This is a genomic window from Pseudoalteromonas sp. S3431 (assembly GCF_000690035.1).
In the GTDB taxonomy this organism is placed as follows: Bacteria; Pseudomonadota; Gammaproteobacteria; order Enterobacterales; family Alteromonadaceae; genus Pseudoalteromonas; species Pseudoalteromonas fuliginea.
Genome location: NZ_JJNY01000008.1, coordinates 14,061 through 31,397, shown reverse-complemented (window position 1 = coordinate 31,397; position 17,337 = coordinate 14,061). Strand labels below are relative to the sequence as shown.

11 protein-coding genes and 1 tRNA gene are annotated in these 17,337 nt (G+C 39.9%); 2 read left to right on the top strand and 10 right to left on the bottom strand.

Translation table 11 applies throughout. From position 1 onward, the window contains the following. Position 1 precedes the first annotated feature (1 nt). Together argS and prfC are read right to left on the bottom strand one after the other, a co-directional pair. Positions 2-1,744, bottom strand: a complete 1,743-nt coding sequence (gene argS / locus DO88_RS15890) for an arginine--tRNA ligase (RefSeq protein WP_007377812.1) — start codon at positions 1,742-1,744, stop codon at positions 2-4. A 60-nt stretch (positions 1,745-1,804) separates the two neighbouring features. Beyond that, entirely contained in the window at positions 1,805-3,394 is a 1,590-nt protein-coding gene (gene prfC, locus DO88_RS15895; RefSeq protein WP_007377813.1) for a peptide chain release factor 3, read from the bottom strand. Positions 3,395-3,953: 559 nt separating this feature from the next. Here prfC and DO88_RS15900 point away from each other — a divergent pair. Beyond that, positions 3,954-6,620, top strand: coding sequence for a hybrid sensor histidine kinase/response regulator (locus tag DO88_RS15900; RefSeq protein WP_007377814.1), 2,667 nt, complete (start codon positions 3,954-3,956; stop codon positions 6,618-6,620). A 17-nt stretch (positions 6,621-6,637) separates the two neighbouring features. Here the strand turns inward: DO88_RS15900 and rimI are convergent, their stop codons facing one another. The 5 genes from rimI to guaB all read right to left on the bottom strand — a co-directional run bounded on the left by rimI (position 6,638) and on the right by guaB (position 11,071). Further along, complete coding sequence (gene rimI, locus DO88_RS15905; RefSeq protein ID WP_007377815.1) at positions 6,638-7,105, bottom strand: ribosomal protein S18-alanine N-acetyltransferase; 468 nt, start codon at positions 7,103-7,105, stop codon at positions 6,638-6,640. After that, positions 7,092-7,457 carry a hypothetical protein gene (locus DO88_RS15910; RefSeq protein WP_033038062.1) on the bottom strand — a complete coding sequence of 122 codons (366 nt, stop codon included), beginning with the start codon at positions 7,455-7,457 and terminating at the stop codon, positions 7,092-7,094. Before DO88_RS15910 ends, rimI begins: the two co-directional genes overlap by 14 nt. Positions 7,458-7,522: 65 nt before the next feature. Continuing rightward, positions 7,523-7,599: transfer RNA gene (locus tag DO88_RS15915), tRNA-Trp, on the bottom strand. 154 nt (positions 7,600-7,753) lie between these two features. Further along, on the bottom strand, positions 7,754-9,331 hold the full coding sequence (guaA, locus tag DO88_RS15920; protein WP_033038060.1) for a glutamine-hydrolyzing GMP synthase: 1,578 nt from the start codon (positions 9,329-9,331) through the stop codon (positions 7,754-7,756). Between the two features lie 270 nt (positions 9,332-9,601). Next, entirely contained in the window at positions 9,602-11,071 is a 1,470-nt protein-coding gene (gene guaB, locus DO88_RS15925) for an IMP dehydrogenase (RefSeq protein ID WP_033038058.1), read from the bottom strand. A gap of 147 nt (positions 11,072-11,218) precedes the next feature. On the opposite strand from guaB, the gene xseA reads away from it, so the two are divergent. After that, entirely contained in the window at positions 11,219-12,562 is a 1,344-nt protein-coding gene (gene xseA / locus DO88_RS15930) for an exodeoxyribonuclease VII large subunit (protein ID WP_033038056.1), read from the top strand. Positions 12,563-12,577: 15 nt separating this feature from the next. Here xseA and DO88_RS15935 read toward each other — a convergent pair whose 3' ends face one another. The 3 genes from DO88_RS15935 to DO88_RS15945 all read right to left on the bottom strand — a co-directional run bounded on the left by DO88_RS15935 (position 12,578) and on the right by DO88_RS15945 (position 17,290). Further along, entirely contained in the window at positions 12,578-13,222 is a 645-nt protein-coding gene (locus tag DO88_RS15935) for a hypothetical protein (protein ID WP_033038054.1), read from the bottom strand. 16 nt (positions 13,223-13,238) lie between these two features. Next, positions 13,239-14,057 (bottom strand): serine O-acetyltransferase, encoded by an 819-nt coding sequence (cysE, locus tag DO88_RS15940; RefSeq protein ID WP_033038052.1) that lies wholly within the window; start codon positions 14,055-14,057, stop codon positions 13,239-13,241. A gap of 350 nt (positions 14,058-14,407) precedes the next feature. Continuing rightward, a complete protein-coding gene (locus DO88_RS15945) occupies positions 14,408-17,290 on the bottom strand; it encodes a M16 family metallopeptidase (protein ID WP_033038050.1) in 2,883 nt (960 codons plus the stop codon). Positions 17,291-17,337 lie beyond the last annotated feature (47 nt).

The window sequence follows — 17,337 nt, the reverse complement described above, 5'->3', positions numbered from 1 at the left end:
ATTACATTTGCTCCATAACTTCAATGCCTAGCAAATCTAATCCCGTTTCTAGTGTTTTAGAAACCAAATTACACAGCACTAAACGGCTATCGCGCACGCTTGGCTCTACGCCTTCTTTAAGTACTGGGCAGGCTTCGTAAAATGTCATGTATAAGCTTGCAAGCTCATATAAGTAACCACATAGTACGTGCGGTGTTGCTTCGTTGATCATTAAATCAAGGACTTCTTCAAGCTGTAGTAGCTTAAGTGCTAGTGCTTTTTCTTGAGGCTCAACAATTACAACATCTGAATTTAATGTAGTTGCATCAACGCCTGATTTACGGAAAATACTGCGTATACGTGTATAAGCATATTGTAAGTAAGGAGCGGTTGCACCTTCAAAGCTTAGCATGCTGTCCCAGTTAAAAATGTAATCGCTGGTGCGATGCTTAGAAAGATCGGCGTATTTAACTGCGCCAATACCGACTTTACGGGCAATTTCGCTGCGATCGCTATCACTTAAATCAGACTCACGTTCAGCTAGTTTTGCGGCTGCACGGTTAATTGACTCTTCTAATAAATCAGCAAGTTTTACTGTGCCGCCAGTACGTGTTTTAAATGGTTTATTATCGGCGCCCATCATGGTGCCAAACGGGCAAAACTCGTAGCTTGTTTCGTCTCGTAATAAACCAGCTTTACGCGCTGTTAGCTCTACTTGGTTAAAGTGTAGATTTTGACGTGCATCTACAAAAATTAAGATACGATCGGCACCTAATTTATTTGAACGGTAGTCACATGCAGCTAAATCTGTTGTTGCATATAAAAAACCACCGCCAGATTTTTGTACGATAAACGCTGATGGCTCGCCATCTTTATTAGCAAGTTCATCTAAAAACACCACTTGCGCGCCTTGCGACTCAACGGCAATATTTTTATCTTTAAGTAGGCTAATAATATCGTTAAGCTCTGCGTTGTATGCGCTTTCAGCCATAATATCGGCTTGAGTAAGCGTTACATTTAAACGCTTGTATACTTCTTCAGAGTGTTTAACTGAGGTGGCTATAAATAGTTTCCAAAGCTTTTCACAGTGCGTATCGCCGCCTTGTAGTTTAACAACATAGTCACGTGCTTTATCTGCAAAGCCTTCTTCATCGTCAAAACGTTTTTTAGCATCGCGATAAAAGGTTTCTAAATCAGCAAGTGCTACAGAATCTAAATCAACACCTTGGCTAATTTGATCTTCTAAATGCGCGATTAACATACCAAATTGCGTGCCCCAATCACCCATGTGATTTTGACGTACAACCGTATCGCCTCTAAATTCAAGCGCACGCACAATTGAGTCACCAATAATGGTTGAACGTAAATGGCCTACGTGCATTTCTTTAGCAAGGTTTGGTGATGAATAGTCAACAACCACTTTTTGTGGCTTAGCATGCTCATTTACAGCAAGCTTTGCATCACTGTTAGCGGCTTGTACGCTTTGCGCTAAAAACTCAGGCTTTAAATGAATATTAATAAAACCTGGGCCTGCAATTTCAGTCTTTTGAGCAATATCGCTTACATCAAGGTTATCTATAATTTTTTGCGCAAGCTCACGTGGGTTGCTTTTCATTTTTTTAGCCGCGCCCATGGCTGCATTAATTTGGTAATCACCAAATTGTGGACGTGTGCTTTGCGTTACTGCTGGGTTTGTATCTTCAGGTAAGCCTGCACCAACCATAGCTGCAACGGCTTTTTCAATTAAAATAGTACGAATATTCATATTTTTTTACCTTTGTAAGCCCGCCAAAGCAGGCTTTCAGTTAACTGTAGTCAGTCGATTCTAGTTTTCGCGTGTATGGCTAAACGTTACTTCAGGGTAGCGCTCTACCGATAAGTTAAGATTTACACGGCTCGGCGCAATGTAAGTTAAGTTATCACCGCCATCGAGTGCTAAATTACTTTCGCACTTGCGCTTAAAGTCTTCAAACTTTTTCACATCATCGCTACTTACCCAACGCGCTGTATTTACGTTTACACCTTCGTAAATAGCATCTACGTTATATTCGGCTTTTAAGCGCGCTACAACTACATCAAACTGAAGTACACCTACCGCGCCCACAATTAAATCGTTGTTTATAAGCGGTCTAAATACTTGCACAGCACCTTCTTCAGAAAGCTGTACTAAGCCTTTTAATAATTGCTTTTGCTTAAGCGGATCGCGAAGACGAATACGGCGGAATAATTCAGGCGCAAAGTTAGGAATACCACTAAATTTAAGTTTTTCGCCTTGCGTGAATGTATCACCAATTTGAATAGTTCCGTGGTTATGCAAACCAATAATGTCACCGGCGTAAGCGTCAGCTGCGCGCTCGCGGTCGCCCGCCATAAAGGTTACCGCATCAGAAATGCTCACTTGCTTGCCAATTCGCACGTGATTCATCTTCATGCCTTGGCTGTACTTACCCGATACAATACGCATAAATGCAATACGGTCACGGTGCTTTGGATCCATGTTGGCCTGAATTTTAAATACAAAACCAGTAAAGTTTTCTTCAGTTGCAACAATAAGTCTGTCTTCGGTTTCGCGTGGTAATGGCGTTGGCGCCCATTTAGTTAAACCATCTAACACGTGGTCAACACCAAAGTTACCAAGTGCTGTACCGTAATAAACTGGCGAAAGCTCACCGGCTAAAAACAGATCTAAATCAAATTCGTTTGATGCGCCAATAACAAGCTCAAGCTCATCGCGTAATTGCGCAGCTAAATCTTCACCAATGGCAATATCAAGCTCTGGGTTATCAAGACCTTTAATGGTACGAACTTCTTGAATTTTATGACCCTGACCTGTTTTGTATAAAACAGCTTCGTCATTATGAATGTGGTAAACACCTTTGAACTCTTTACCACAGCCAATTGGCCAAGTGATGGGGGCACAGGCAATATTTAGCTCTGTTTCAACTTCGTCCAGCACTTCCATTGGGTCGCGAATATCACGATCACATTTGTTCATAAAGGTAACAATAGGTGTGGTACGCAGGCGTGTAACTTCCATTAACTTGCGGGTACGGTCTTCTACACCTTTTGCTGCATCAATAACCATTAAACACGAATCTACCGCTGTTAATGTGCGGTAAGTATCTTCAGAGAAGTCTTCGTGCCCTGGAGTATCAAGTAAGTTAACAAGTGCGTTGTTATATGGAAACTGCATTACAGAGGTAGTAACAGATATACCACGCTCTTTTTCCATTTCCATCCAGTCAGACTTAGCATGCTGGTTAGAACCACGGCCTTTTACAGTACCAGCTCGTTGAATAGCTTGTCCGAATAACAATACTTTTTCGGTGATGGTTGTTTTACCAGCATCTGGGTGAGAGATGATAGCAAAGGTTCGTCGTTTATTAATTTCGCTAAGGAGATTTTGATCTGCCATTAAAAAGTTCTTTTAGTTTGTATACGGATATTATCCACTTTAAGTATGCTGAGCTTTCAAGGCTTAAATAATAACAATTGCATTAAATTGGTGATCTATTATAGCGATAAGTAAATAGTGTAATAACAAGGCGAAAATTATCACATAGAGTTGTTCTCTATGAATAATTTTTTAACCTAGTTAGTGAGTTATTCAATACGCTAGAATGATCATGTTTTTAATAAAATTGGTATAAAGCAACCTCGAAAGCTCAACACACCATCAGAAAAGCCCTAAATTGGCTCTTCACATGCGATCCGTTATGTTAATCGTAATTGAAGACTATTTTCGCTGATCTTGGCCTTATAAACAATCAATGGTTAGTTATTAACTGATCTTTTTATTAAAGGCCGTTGAGTTCTAAAATAAAATGCAAAGCTCGCCTCCCCATCCCCTTATTATTTTACGTAAGTTTCTTTGGTTGGTTACAGAAATTAGCCATCAAGACACCTACAGGCTTGTGTAATATAGCGGTTACGCATATTATTGATAAATTGCATGGAGGATAAGTAGTTTGGTCATGAAAACCAGTAAGTTAAGCATTCGATTATTATGGTATATAACGCCGCTTGTTATATTGCCTCTATTATTTTTAGGGGGCTTCACGCTCACGAATGTAACTAACTCCACTCAAAAACAAGCCGATCTAATAATGAGTCGTTTTGTTGAGCAACAACAACAAAAAGTATTTAACTATATAGACTCTTTTCACTCAACTACAAAGCTGCTCTCGACTTCTCCCGTACTGAGTGACTTTTTAGCAAATGATGTACGAGCTAATGGCAGTTATACACGCCAACTAGGTGCCTTAATGGATGTATTTGCCAGTTATAGCGAAGCCTATCCAGATATAGTTAGTATTAATTTAGTCTCTGCAAGCGGAAAAAGCGACGCTTATTATTCAAACAACCTGACTACAGCCCCTAAAAGCTATCCCTTTTTAAATAAAGTACTGCAAAGTAATTTAAGCCAGCAACAGTTCATGGATCAAAAATCAGACGGAACAACCAGTTTGTATTTTATTCAGCGAATTTATAGTGTTGACTACTATTTAAAACGCCCTCAACAGTTAGGCTTTATCGTTGTCCATGTTGAGCCTTCAATACTCAATACCAGTATTTTAGAGGCGCCTTATAACAATACACTTAATTTACTACTCACCAAAGATGGTAAAATTTTATTTAGTTCCGATTACAGTATGCGCGGCCAATACATTAGTGAATACGAACTAAACCGAATACATGATTTAGCTGATATTGGCACCTTGTCGACTATCGAACTATCAAGTATAGATAAAATAGAGCGCATGATTTTTGCGGTACAAATGAGTGGCGGTTATTATTATGTTTCTACTATTCCTAAAGCTGTACTTTATCAATCTGGTAAGGCTATTAGTTTAATAACAGGCTTAATTGTTCTTATTTCGGTGATCACCCTGCCTATATTAATTTTTGTGGTTGTGCGTAACTTACTACTCAACCCTATCGAGTTATTAGGTGCAGCAAGCCACCGCGTTGGGGATGGTGATTTGTCGGTGAATTTACCTGCGCATACAAATGATGAAGTAGGCATTTTATTTAACGATTTTAATCACATGGTTAACCAGATAAGACACTACCAACAACAGCTGGAAGATTATAAACATCACTTAGAAGATAAAGTAGAAAGCCGTACCAAAGCACTTGAAGCAATGAACAGTCAACTAGAGCTGGCGATTGCTCAAGCTGAACAAGCGAATCAACTTAAAAGTCGTTTTTTAGCAAATATGAGTCACGAAATACGTACACCGCTCACTGCTATTATGGGCTTTACAGAACAATTACTACACAACGATAAAATAGCGAACGATAAACAGCACCTCAGTACTATTTTACGAAATTCAAAACACTTGCTAGAACTAATCAATAACATTTTGGACTTATCTAAAATTGAGGCCGAAAAGCTTGCAGTAGATCAAGCGCCTATCAATGTAGTACAGCTCGTACATGATATTGAATCTATTATTGAACCCTTAGCAAAAGAGAAACAGCTTACTTTAAATATAAACTATGAATTACCACTGCCTCGTACCATATACAGTGATATTACGCGTTTAAAACAAATATTAATTAACGTTGCGAATAATGCAGTTAAATTTACAGAGCAAGGCAGCGTTTCTATTTGCGTACATTTTCATCAAAAAAGAAAAATGCTTGAATTTGTTGTCACAGACACCGGCATCGGCATGTCTGAAAATCAAATAAAGCGTGTATTTAAACCATTTGAGCAAGCTGATGCAACGACTACCCGTCGATTTGGCGGTACAGGGCTTGGTTTATGTATTTCCAAAAACTTGGCGCAACTACTCGGTGGTGATGTAGTACTAAAAAGTGAAATAGGTAAAGGAAGTAAGTTTTCTATTAGCGTGTCGTGTCATTTAACAGGCAGAAAACCCGCACTACAATTACTTACAGATAAAAGCCAATTAACGCCAGAAAGAGATCCACTACTATCGTTTGCAACCAACCACTTTGATGCCAATATTTTAGTGGCTGAAGACAACCCTGATAATCAATTACTAATAAAACTACTTCTGCAAACGTGGGGCCTAGAACCCGATATAGCAAGTAATGGCGCACAAGCAGTAGAAATGGCGCTAGTTAACGACTATCAGTTAATTATTATGGATATGCAAATGCCGGTTATGGGCGGGTTAGAAGCAACTAAAATGCTACGCCACGCTGCGTACGACGGCCCTATCATCGCATTAACCGCAAACGTAATGAACCATGATATAGGCACTTATTTGGAGGCTGGTTGTGATAAAGCACTTGGTAAGCCGATTGATAAAGACGCATTAGAAAACGTACTAGTGAGTTATTTACACCTTGAAAAAGATAACCAAAATAAATGGGATAACTTATTAAAAAGTGAAAAATTCCAACAAATTGCAGACAACTACTTAGCTAATTTGCCGACTTACTTAGATGAAGTAAAAACATATCAACGTTCTGATGACTGGGAAGCACTACGAAATGTTGCCCACAGTATTAAAGGAAGTGCTGGGTGCTTTAACTTTGACGATATTTATCACAGCGCAGGCGCACTCGAAGATTCATTAAAAAGTGATAACAAAATAGTTCGCGATGATCTTATAGCCGACTTAATTACCGCTATTGAAAACTCTATAAATAATAAGCAAGTATAAACAACACATGCTCGCTGTTATTGGAAACCTAAACTTAATGCCATCCCCATTAAAATGGCATCTTCAAAGCCATTTTTAGCTGGGTTGTCGCTTGGGTAGTAGTTTTTACGCACTGACATTTCTATAAAGCCAGCGTACTCATACAGCGCAATTGCTCGCGTGTTAGATTCGCGTACCTCTAAAAATAAGTTTTCAGCGTTTTGTTGCTCACCGTATTCAATAAACTGAGCTAACAACTGCTTAGCAATGCCCTTGCCTTGATAACTTGGTGTTACGCAAATATCCATAAGCGTAAAATCAGGACCTGCTTTTTCACCAATATAAAAACCAACCATAGTCTCATTTTCAAACGCGGCTACATTAAAATAGCGCCCACCTAAACACGAACTCATTGTATTTAACGTCCACGGATGGCTATGGCATGCTGTTTCTATTGCCATTAATTGAGGTATTGCGGTTTCGTCTACTGGTTTAAAGTTTATCAAGGTGTTCACTCATTAAAGCCCATAAAGCGCGCTTATCGGCCGTGCTGAGCTGTGGTGTTGTAAGTACTAGCTGATCGTCATTTAATTGCATCTCAGCGCTTTGTACAACGCTGTTAATAGCAATTGGTAATGCTGCACGTTTAATATCTGCAAATAATTGTTCACAAAGCACTATAGGCTCAAGCACATTGTTTTTTGATGCAGTATCAGGTGCATGACTACTTGCCGCAACACTACCTATTAAAAGATTATCTGCAGGAGGGCTATCCGCTGGAAATTTATCGGCTGGTTTAAAGTGTTTATTTAATTCGAGGTTTTCAATACCAAAAACAGCTGCGTACCGTGAATGCATAACGACTCGATGAAATTAGTAAGTAAGGTAATATAAGAATTAATAAATACGATGTAAAGAAGAAATGGCAGGGGCGGAGAGACTCGAACTCCCAACCATCGGTTTTGGAGACCGCTGTTCTACCAATTGGAACTACGCCCCTGCAATGACGACGAATTATAGAGAAGTTTCGCCAAAGGTAAAGAGAAAAATCACACTTTTAGTTCAACTGCTTTTTAAATAAACAAAACGGCGAATTAGCATGCTAATCCGCCGTTTTTAATCACTTTATTTTATCTGACTAAAACTAAAATTAATTATTCCCATTCGATAGTTGCAGGTGGTTTACCTGAAATATCGTAAACAACACGAGAAATACCATCAATTTCGTTAATGATACGGTTTGAAACCACACCTAAGAACTCATACGGTAAATGTGACCAGCGCGCTGTCATAAAGTCGATTGTTTCCACACAACGAAGTGATACAACCCAATCGTACTTACGTGCATCGCCCATAACCCCTACCGATTTAACCGGTAAGAATACAGTAAACGCTTGGCTTACTTTATGGTAAAGCTCTGCTTTGTGTAGCTCTTCGATGAAAATCGCATCGGCGCGGCGTAATAAATCACAGTATTCTTTTTTGATTTCGCCAAGTACACGCACACCTAAACCTGGTCCAGGGAAAGGATGACGGTAAAGCATGTCGTACGGTAAACCTAGTTCTAGGCCAATTTTACGTACTTCATCTTTGAATAATTCACGTAATGGTTCAACAAGGCCCATTTTCATGTCATCTGGTAATCCGCCCACATTGTGGTGAGATTTAATAACATGCGCTTTGCCTGTAGCAGATGCCGCTGATTCAATTACATCTGGGTAAATTGTACCTTGCGCTAACCATTTTGCATTTTTAAGCTTTTTGGCTTGCTCATCAAACACATTAATAAACGTGTGACCAATGGCTTTACGTTTATCTTCTGGGTCAGACTTACCCGCTAGATCATTTAAAAACTGCTCTTCAGCTTCAACTTTAACAATGTTTAAGCCAAATTTATTACCAAACATGTCCATTACTTGTTGGCCTTCGTTTAAACGAAGTAACCCATTATCAACAAATACACATGTTAACTTTGCGCCAATTGCACGGTGAATAAGCATAGCCACAACTGATGAATCAACACCACCAGATAAGCCTAGAATAACTTCGTCATCGCCAACTGTTTCTTTAATTCGTTCGATAGCATCATCGATAATTTTTGCAGCAGTCCATAATTTTTCACAGCCACAAATATCAATAGCAAAACGCTCTAATAAGCGCTGACCTTGATGTGTATGTGTCACTTCTGGGTGAAACTGTACGCCGTAGAAACGTTTTTCTTCGTTAGACATTGCAGCATGTGGGCAAGTAGATGTTTTAGCTGTTGTAGTAAAACCAGCTGGAATATCCATTACTTTGTCGCCATGGCTCATCCAAACGTCAAGTACGCCGTTGCCACCATCAGTGATGTGGTCTTCAATTGCATCAAACAATGCACAGTTGCCTGCTTTTTCAACTTGTGCGTAACCAAACTCTTTTTTATCAGAGCTATGAACACTACCACCTAGTTGAGCTGCCATTGTTTGCATACCGTAGCAAATACCTAGTACAGGCACGCCTGCATTAAATACATACTCAGGAGCGCGCGGGCTGTTTTCAAGTGTTGTTGATTCTGGGCCACCAGAAAGAATAATACCTTGTGGGTTAAACTCGCGGATTTGCTCTTCAGTCACATCCCATGCCCACAGTTCACAGTAAACACCAATTTCGCGTATACGGCGCGCGATTAGTTGAGTGTATTGTGAACCAAAGTCTAAAATGAGAATTCGTGAATCGTGAATATCTTTGCTCATGGAGTATCTCGTAAAGTAGATGCTAATGCTAAATGCCGTTTTGAATACCAATTTTATTAAACATTACTAATTCTTGCAGGCTAAATAACTCTCTAACCACGTTAAAAACTTCTTATTTAGAAGAAACTAAAAGTCGAAGTTTTTGCCTCGTTATTGAGCCATTTATCTGTTGCAATAATTGACCACTTTATTAATGCAATTGGTATTTATATAAACGACTAAAAAGAGGGCTTGCAAAGCAAGCCCAGTATATTAAATTAATTACGCTGCTTAACCTAAGCGGTAATTTGGTGCTTCTTTAGTGATTTGCACATCATGAACGTGCGACTCACCCATACCAGCTGAAGTAACACGTACAAATTGTGGTTTTGTATTTAGCTCTTCAATTGTTGCACAACCCGTTAAGCCCATAGCGCTTCGTAGGCCGCCCACTTGCTGATGAATAATCGTTGCAATAGGGCCTTTGTAAGCTACGCGACCTTCAATACCTTCAGGTACTAACTTGTCTGCTTCGTTTGATTTTTGGAAGTAACGATCTGATGAACCTTCTTTTTGATCCATCGCGCCCAATGAGCCCATACCACGGTAAGATTTGTAATAACGGCCTTGGTACAATTCAACTTCACCTGGTGCTTCTTCAGTACCAGCAAGAAGAGAACCCACCATTACACACGATGCACCAGCAACAAGTGCTTTAACAATATCACCAGAAAAACGAATGCCGCCATCAGCAATAACAGGAATGTCGCGACCTTTTAAGCCTTCAACAGCATCTGAAATAGCGGTAATTTGTGGAACGCCACAACCGGTAACAATACGTGTAGTACAGATAGAACCTGGGCCGATACCTACTTTAACTGCATCCGCTCCCGCATCAGCTAGTGCAATCGCACCTTCAGCTGTTGCAATGTTACCCGCAATAATTTGTAAGTCTGGGTACTCTTTACGCGTTTTAGTAACGCGGTCAATAACACCTTGAGAGTGACCATGTGATGTATCGATAAGTAAAACATCAATACCCGCTTCAACTAATGCAGCAATACGCTCATCAGTACCCGCGCCAACACTTACAGCAGCACCTACACGTAAACGACCTTGGTCGTCTTTACATGCGTCAGGTTTGTCTTGGGCTTTTTGGTAATCTTTTACTGTGATCATGCCTTTGAGTTTAAATTCATCATCAACAACAAGGATTTTTTCAATGCGGTGTTCGTGCATTAAGCCTAAAATTTCTTCGCGTGCTGCGCCTTCTTTAACGGTAACAAGCTTTTCTTTTTTAGTCATAACGGTAGAAACAGGCTGTTCAAGCTTAGTTTCAAAACGCATATCACGGCTAGTAACAATGCCTACAAGTACATTATTGCTGTCGGTAACCGGAAAGCCTGAAAAACCTTTTTCGTGCGAAAGCTCAACTGCATCAGCAATTGTTAAATCGGCAGTCACCGTTACAGGGTAAGAAACAATACCTGCTTCGTAGGTTTTAACTTTACGTACGTTTTTCGCTTGTTCTTCGATAGTCATGTTTTTATGAATAAAACCAAGACCACCCTCTTGCGCAAGGGCAATAGCTAAACGAGCTTCTGTAACAGTATCCATAGATGCTGAAATAAGCGGCAAGTTAAGTTTGATATCACGCGTTAAGCGAGTTGAAATGTTTGCCGTGTGTGGCAAAACAGTAGAATGACCAGGTACTAAAAGTACGTCATCAAAGGTAAGAGCTTCTTTAGCGATTCTAAGCATTTTGGCAACTTCTCACATGTGGAACTACGATAAGGAATTGCGGCCAAATTTTAACAGCGTTGTTGGCATGAGTAAATAATATTTCGTAAATATTTATGATAAACTTACCTTATAACTTGCCTCATAAATAGTTTTAGGTTGTTTTTTATGTTTTCGAAGCCTTCGCAGACGGTTTACACCGTGTCACGCCTTAATAGAGAAATTCGCACATTACTTGAGCAAGGCTTTGCCTCATTAGTATTAACAGGCGAAATTTCTAATTTCATTACCCCTGCATCCGGTCATTGGTATTTTTCGCTAAAAGACGATAAAGCACAAATTAAAGCCGCAATGTGGCGCGGCAACAACCGCAACCAAAGCTACCGCCCTGTAAATGGAGCACAAGTCACAGTAAAAGCGCGTGTATCACTTTATGAACCTCGCGGTGACTACCAGCTTATTGTTGAGCATATGGAGCCCGCAGGCGAAGGTCAGCTAAAGCAAGAGTTTGATGCGCTTAAAATGCGTTTGGCCGCCGAAGGATTATTTAGCTCTGCTCACAAGCAGCCATTACCGCAAAATATTAATCGTATTGGTGTTATTACCTCAGCAACCGGCGCTGCTATAAAAGATATTTTAACGGTACTTAAACGCCGTGCGCCGCAATTAGAAGTCATTATTTACCCTGCGATGGTGCAAGGCAAAGAAGCACATGCACATTTAATTAATCAAATTGAATTAGCTAATGCTCGTGATGAAGTAGACGTACTTATTTTAGGACGAGGCGGCGGATCACTTGAAGATTTATGGTGCTTTAATCACGAACAGCTCGCCCGCGCTATTTTTAAAAGTGAATTACCCATAGTAAGTGCGGTAGGCCACGAAATAGATACTACCATTAGCGACTACGTGGCTGATGTTCGTGCAGCAACCCCATCAGCCGCAGCTGAGCTTGTAAGCCCAAATACGCAAGAGTTACACAACAAAGTAACGCAATTAGTTAATCGTTTATCTAACGCGTTTAAGCACGGCATTGCCGATAAACGCGCGCTTGCCACGCACCTACAGCATCGCCTTAATTTGTGCCACCCACGTAATCAGCTTAATCAAAAAACGCAACGTTTGGATGAGCTAAGCATTGCATTGCAACAAGCTATGCGTAATCGCTTATACGAGCAAGAACGCACACTTAATAACTTAACACCGCGTTTAATACGCCAATCACCAGACAAAAAACTCGCTACAGCAAACCATATACTCACGCAATTACACGCAAGACTAAACCAAGCTATACAGCATCAATTGCAGCAAGCAAATAACAACTTGGCACTACAGGCAAGTAAATTAGACTCGGTAAGTCCGCTAAATGTTTTAGCACGCGGTTACAGCATTACAAAAAATGAAAAAAATAAAGTGGTTAAGTCAGTAAGTGATGTGAAAACCGGTGATGCACTTATTACCGAACTTGTTGATGGTGTTGTACATTCTAAAGTAGTGAGCAAGCACGCTTAACTAAAATAGGAGCACTTACTCTTTGGTGCTCACTATAAATTCTATTCGCTCGTCGTTTGAGCTTGATGAGGTGATTTTAAACTGTTGCCACCAAGGTGTCGTTGCCAACTTATCATTAAGTTCACGCCACTGTGCATGGCCTTGTTCATTATTCTTATCGGCTAGTAATTCAAATTTACAGATAGTTTGTTTACAAGTTAAATAGCTTAGCTGCGCCGTATTACTTAAATCACTGATGATTAAAAAGTCAGTAAGTGCCGTTTCTATTTCGAAGCTCCACTGCGTATTTTCACTTTCACTATCAAATTTTTCATCAAGCTGCTTAGCAAAATTAGTGCCTTCTAAGCGAGTTCGCTTTAACTGCTGCTGAGCAACTTTCAGCTGTTTTGTAGCTACTGACAATTCGTTATTTAGCGCACTTATTTTCGTAATGTACTCTTTTTCCAGCGGTTGTTGAAGTGCTTTAGTTGTAGTGTTTATAGGTGATTTTTGAACTGATTTATTACCGCTTACTTCAATAATAACATCTTGGCTAGCATGTATAAATTGAGCCGTTTTATCGTTAAACGGTTCATACAAATGCAAAAAGTAACCACTTGTTAATCCTACCCCCACAAAAAAGCTGAGTATCATTGCAAATAAGTTACTTTTATATGGCATTTATTTTCGCCTACTTTTATAGCATTGCACTTGTATGTGAAGCATTTTCAGGCTCAGGATTTGCTAAAAAGTTTTGGTTCATACTTTGCGCCGGACACTCACAATCCGGTCGACCAATAATTTTAGCGGGTACGCCAACAGCGGTTGTGTGTGCTGGAACATTGCTAAGTACAACAGAGCCTGCACCAATTCGTGCGCCCTCGCCCACTTCAATATTACCAAGTACTTTAGCACCAGCGCCTATTAACACACCGGCTCTAATTTTAGGATGACGATCCCCCTGCTCATTACCCGTGCCGCCAAGCGTTACAGATTGCAAAATTGATACGTTATCTTCTATTACCGCTGTTTCACCAATAACAATACCGGTTGCATGGTCAAACATAATACCTTTACCCACTTTACATGCTGGGTGAATATCAACCCCAAACACTTCAGATGTTCGGCTTTGCACAAAGCGCGCTAACTCTTTACGGTTTTGTTGCCATAAGCAATTTGCTAAACGGTGCGCTTGAATAGCATGAAAACCCTTTAAGTTTAATATCACCGTAAGGTAAGTTTCGGCTGCGGGATCTCTGTCTTTTACCGCTTTAATATCCTCAGCTACATAAGTAAGCATACGATCGCACTTTACAAATGCTTGATCGAACAACTCACGAATAGTAAACGCAGATACCACCGCGTCCGCCAATTTATTAGCAACAATAAAGCTCAATGCTGAACCCAAACACTCATGATTCAAAATACATGAATACACATGACTCGCTAAAAGAGGTTCACGGGTTACGACTTCATTTGCTTCAGTACGAAGCTGTTGCCAAATTTCATGACGCATAATACTGCACTGCCTTAAATTGATATAAAAGAGCCTTTTGCCAAGTCTAACGGATTTAAAGCCTAAGGTGTTAACCCCTTAGTTATTTGTTCTGGTTATTAGGTATAACCGTTTATTAAGTTTCATTATTAAATAACCTGAACTGTGGATAATAAATCTATCTGGAGCAGCTATTTTCAGCGCTAACTGCGTTGAATTTACTGAAAACCTCTGGCTAGAGAAAATAAATTTAAATACCACCATGATTCAATACGTTAGTAAATCTCTCAACCAGAGTTCAGATTAAATAATAAAAAAGCCCCAATACTTTAAGCATTGAGGCTTTTTCTAACACTTAAAAACCACTTAAATTATTGAAATACTTTATCGACTTTCATCACTTCAATATTTTTAGCAGGAATTGCTAATTTGTAATCAGCAATCACTTTATCTTCAGCCACTAATTCGGCAGGTTTATTCGTGTTGTAAATCATTGGCGATGTTTGCTGCGATGCTAAACGTTTTTGCATATCAGCGCCGTCACCAGTAATAAATACATAGTGAACATTGTCTGTTTGTAAGTTTTCTTTAATAACGCGATTAACATCAGCAAGCGTTAGCGTTTTAAGTTTGTTAGTTACGTAACTTACAAAGCTATCTGTGTTGTAAAATTCGCTATCAAGCGCGTAACCTAATTGGCGGTTTTGACTTGCCACCATTTGCGGCACAAAGTTAATTAAAAAGTTACGCGTTGCTTCAAAGTCGTCTTCGCTCATACCATTTTTAATGAGCTTATCTAGTTCAAACAAGGCGGTACGTGTTGCAAAGTGCGCATCGTTATTAGAGCGAAGCGGGCGTAACCACACTTGAAATATTTGCTCTGAGCGCCCTAGGTTTGCATCTGGCTTGGTTTGAAACATACCACGTGGAAAGTATTCAATGTATGCGTAATCGCCATAGTTCATGCCGCGAGTTTCACGAATGCGCTCATATAAAAAGCTGTTAGAACTACGGTGCTCACCAAAGTACGAACGCACAAGCCAAAGGGTTGTCCAGTCTTCGCTACTTCTTATTGTATCAATAGGGAAACCAAATGATACCGCAGTCGATTGCGCTGACTTTTCTACAATAGTTGCATGATGACCTTTAAGCGCTGGCGCATCAGGAATACTTAAACGGCTTTGCTCACCTTTTGGTAGCGTTGCAAAGTCGCTCATCATTTTAGCTTTAAGTTTTGCAGGCACAGCCCCAATTAAGCCAACCGTGAGTTTAGATTGCGTAAGCTCGCTGTTATAAAACGCTTTAACATCATCTAGCGTCAACGCTTCTAAATCCGAAATATCACCATAGTTGTAGCTTTCGTAAGGGTGATTTTTGTAAAGCGCACTGTATAGCACTTCTTTGCCTAGCTCTTCATCGTTAGATGCTTTTAAGCCTGACTTAATGCCATCGATCATTTCTTTTTTAAGGCGTTTAAAGTCGTCATCTCTAAAGCCTGGATTTAATAATTGATCGCTCACAAGTGTATACCACTGCGCTGCATTGTCTTTATGAATACGCCCTTGAAATGACAGCATTTCTTTATCTATTTGATAGCCAAAGCTACCCGCAAGCGGATAAAGTGCTTTTTGAATATCTTTATAGCTTGTCGCCTCTGAGCCACCTTGTGCAAGCATAGCCGCAGTTAACGCAGCAACACCTTTTTTGCCTTGTGGGTCGGCAGCCGCACCGGTATTGAATAAAAAGTTAACATCGATTAATGGCGAGCCATTGGTTTTATCAAGTACTTTAAATGCAGGCTTCGCAGGTGCTTGTTCAAGCTTTGCAGTAAGCGCATTTAAATCAACTTCTTGCTCAAAACCTGGGGCTTTATCAAGTGCCGACATTGTTAATGTGGTACGTGCGTTATCAGTAAAGTATTTATTAGCAACGGCTTTAATATCTGCGCTGGTGATGTTATCTGCCGATTTATACAGCTGGTTTATAACCTCAGGATCGCGCTCAAAATGCATGTAGCTGGCAAGGGTTGATGCAATCGCTTGCGACGAATCTAAGCCATTAATAAAGCTGTATTTAAGATTCGATTTTAAATCACTGAGCTTTTGCTCATCAACAAGCTCAGTGCGTGCTTTTGCATAAGTTCGGTTAATGGCATCGCGTGCAGTGGCTAAATCGTCTGCGTTTTCTACTTTAACAAATACGTGTAATAAACCCGGATCTTTAGTCTCTGGGTTATAGGTAAACATTTGGCTGGCAATTTGTTTGTCGACCACTAGCTCTTGATATAAATCTGAATTACTAGAAAAATAAAGCTGTGAGATTAAATCAAGTGCCGCTCTGTCTTTTTTAGCAGGCTCCCACGCAGCGCCTTTGTACGATACGAGTAACCAATGCCCTGGTAGCGCTTCATCTTGCTGGTGCAAATATTTTGGTGCTTGTTGAACAGGTTCTGCTTTAATGTCAGCAACATAGTTACCCTTTTTCCAGCTGCCCCAATGCTTTTTAACCATTGCCATTGTTGCTTGTGGGTCTACATCGCCCACAATGACAAGTGACACATACTCAGGTTTATAAAATTTAGCAAAAAATTCTTTACCATAGGCCATTTGATCAGGCATGGCTTCTATGTCTTTAAAAAAGCCCATAGTGGTGTGTTTATACGTGTGCTTATCAAACGCTTTTTCGCGTACAGCGCTTAATAATTTACGAATTGGGCTCGCGTTGTTTTTTAAGTACTCACCTTTTACCGTTTGTGCTTCTGTTCTAAATTGCTCTTCGGTGTAGGTTAAGTTTTGAAAAATATCAGCTTCAAGCTCAAGTACTTTATCAAGATGCTGCTTTGAAAAGTTTAAATGGTAATTTGTGTAATCGTTTGTTGTATAAGCGCGGTTATCAACACCTGAATTTTTTAATATGTCTGAGTAAACATCTTCAGGGTATTTTTGTGAGCCTTTAAACATCATGTGTTCAAAAAAATGAGCAAAACCTGTTTTGCCCTCTTCAACTTCGTTACGCGACCCAACCGATACCGGAATTTGCAGCGACACTACATCAGGGTAATCGGTTTTAACAACCATGACACGTAAGCCGTTTTCTAGTTCTTCAATTAAGTAATCTTGCGAAAAAACACGATCATCAGCTTTATTTACTTGTTCTTGTTGTGCTGTTGTTTGCGTGCTTTGGTTTTGTTGCATGGCGCAACCTGTTAACGCCAGCGATACCGCTAAGTTGGTTGCTAATAATTTAAATTTCATTGTTGTCCCTTTTTAAATTGAGCAAATTTGTTGTCAGATGTATTACT

What these genes read in the sequence shown, in the direction of transcription:
- argS (WP_007377812.1), bottom strand. Translation starts at nt 1,744, where the DNA reads ATGAATATTCGTACTATTTTAATTGAAAAAGCCGTTGCAGCTATGGTT.
- prfC (WP_007377813.1), bottom strand. Translation starts at nt 3,394, where the DNA reads ATGGCAGATCAAAATCTCCTTAGCGAAATTAATAAACGACGAACCTTT.
- DO88_RS15900 (WP_007377814.1), top strand. Translation starts at nt 3,954, where the DNA reads ATGAAAACCAGTAAGTTAAGCATTCGATTATTATGGTATATAACGCCG.
- DO88_RS15910 (WP_033038062.1), bottom strand. Translation starts at nt 7,457, where the DNA reads ATGCATTCACGGTACGCAGCTGTTTTTGGTATTGAAAACCTCGAATTA.
- guaA (WP_033038060.1), bottom strand. Translation starts at nt 9,331, where the DNA reads ATGAGCAAAGATATTCACGATTCACGAATTCTCATTTTAGACTTTGGT.
- guaB (WP_033038058.1), bottom strand. Translation starts at nt 11,071, where the DNA reads ATGCTTAGAATCGCTAAAGAAGCTCTTACCTTTGATGACGTACTTTTA.
- xseA (WP_033038056.1), top strand. Translation starts at nt 11,219, where the DNA reads ATGTTTTCGAAGCCTTCGCAGACGGTTTACACCGTGTCACGCCTTAAT.
- DO88_RS15935 (WP_033038054.1), bottom strand. Translation starts at nt 13,222, where the DNA reads ATGCCATATAAAAGTAACTTATTTGCAATGATACTCAGCTTTTTTGTG.
- cysE (WP_033038052.1), bottom strand. Translation starts at nt 14,057, where the DNA reads ATGCGTCATGAAATTTGGCAACAGCTTCGTACTGAAGCAAATGAAGTC.
- DO88_RS15945 (WP_033038050.1), bottom strand. Translation starts at nt 17,290, where the DNA reads ATGAAATTTAAATTATTAGCAACCAACTTAGCGGTATCGCTGGCGTTA.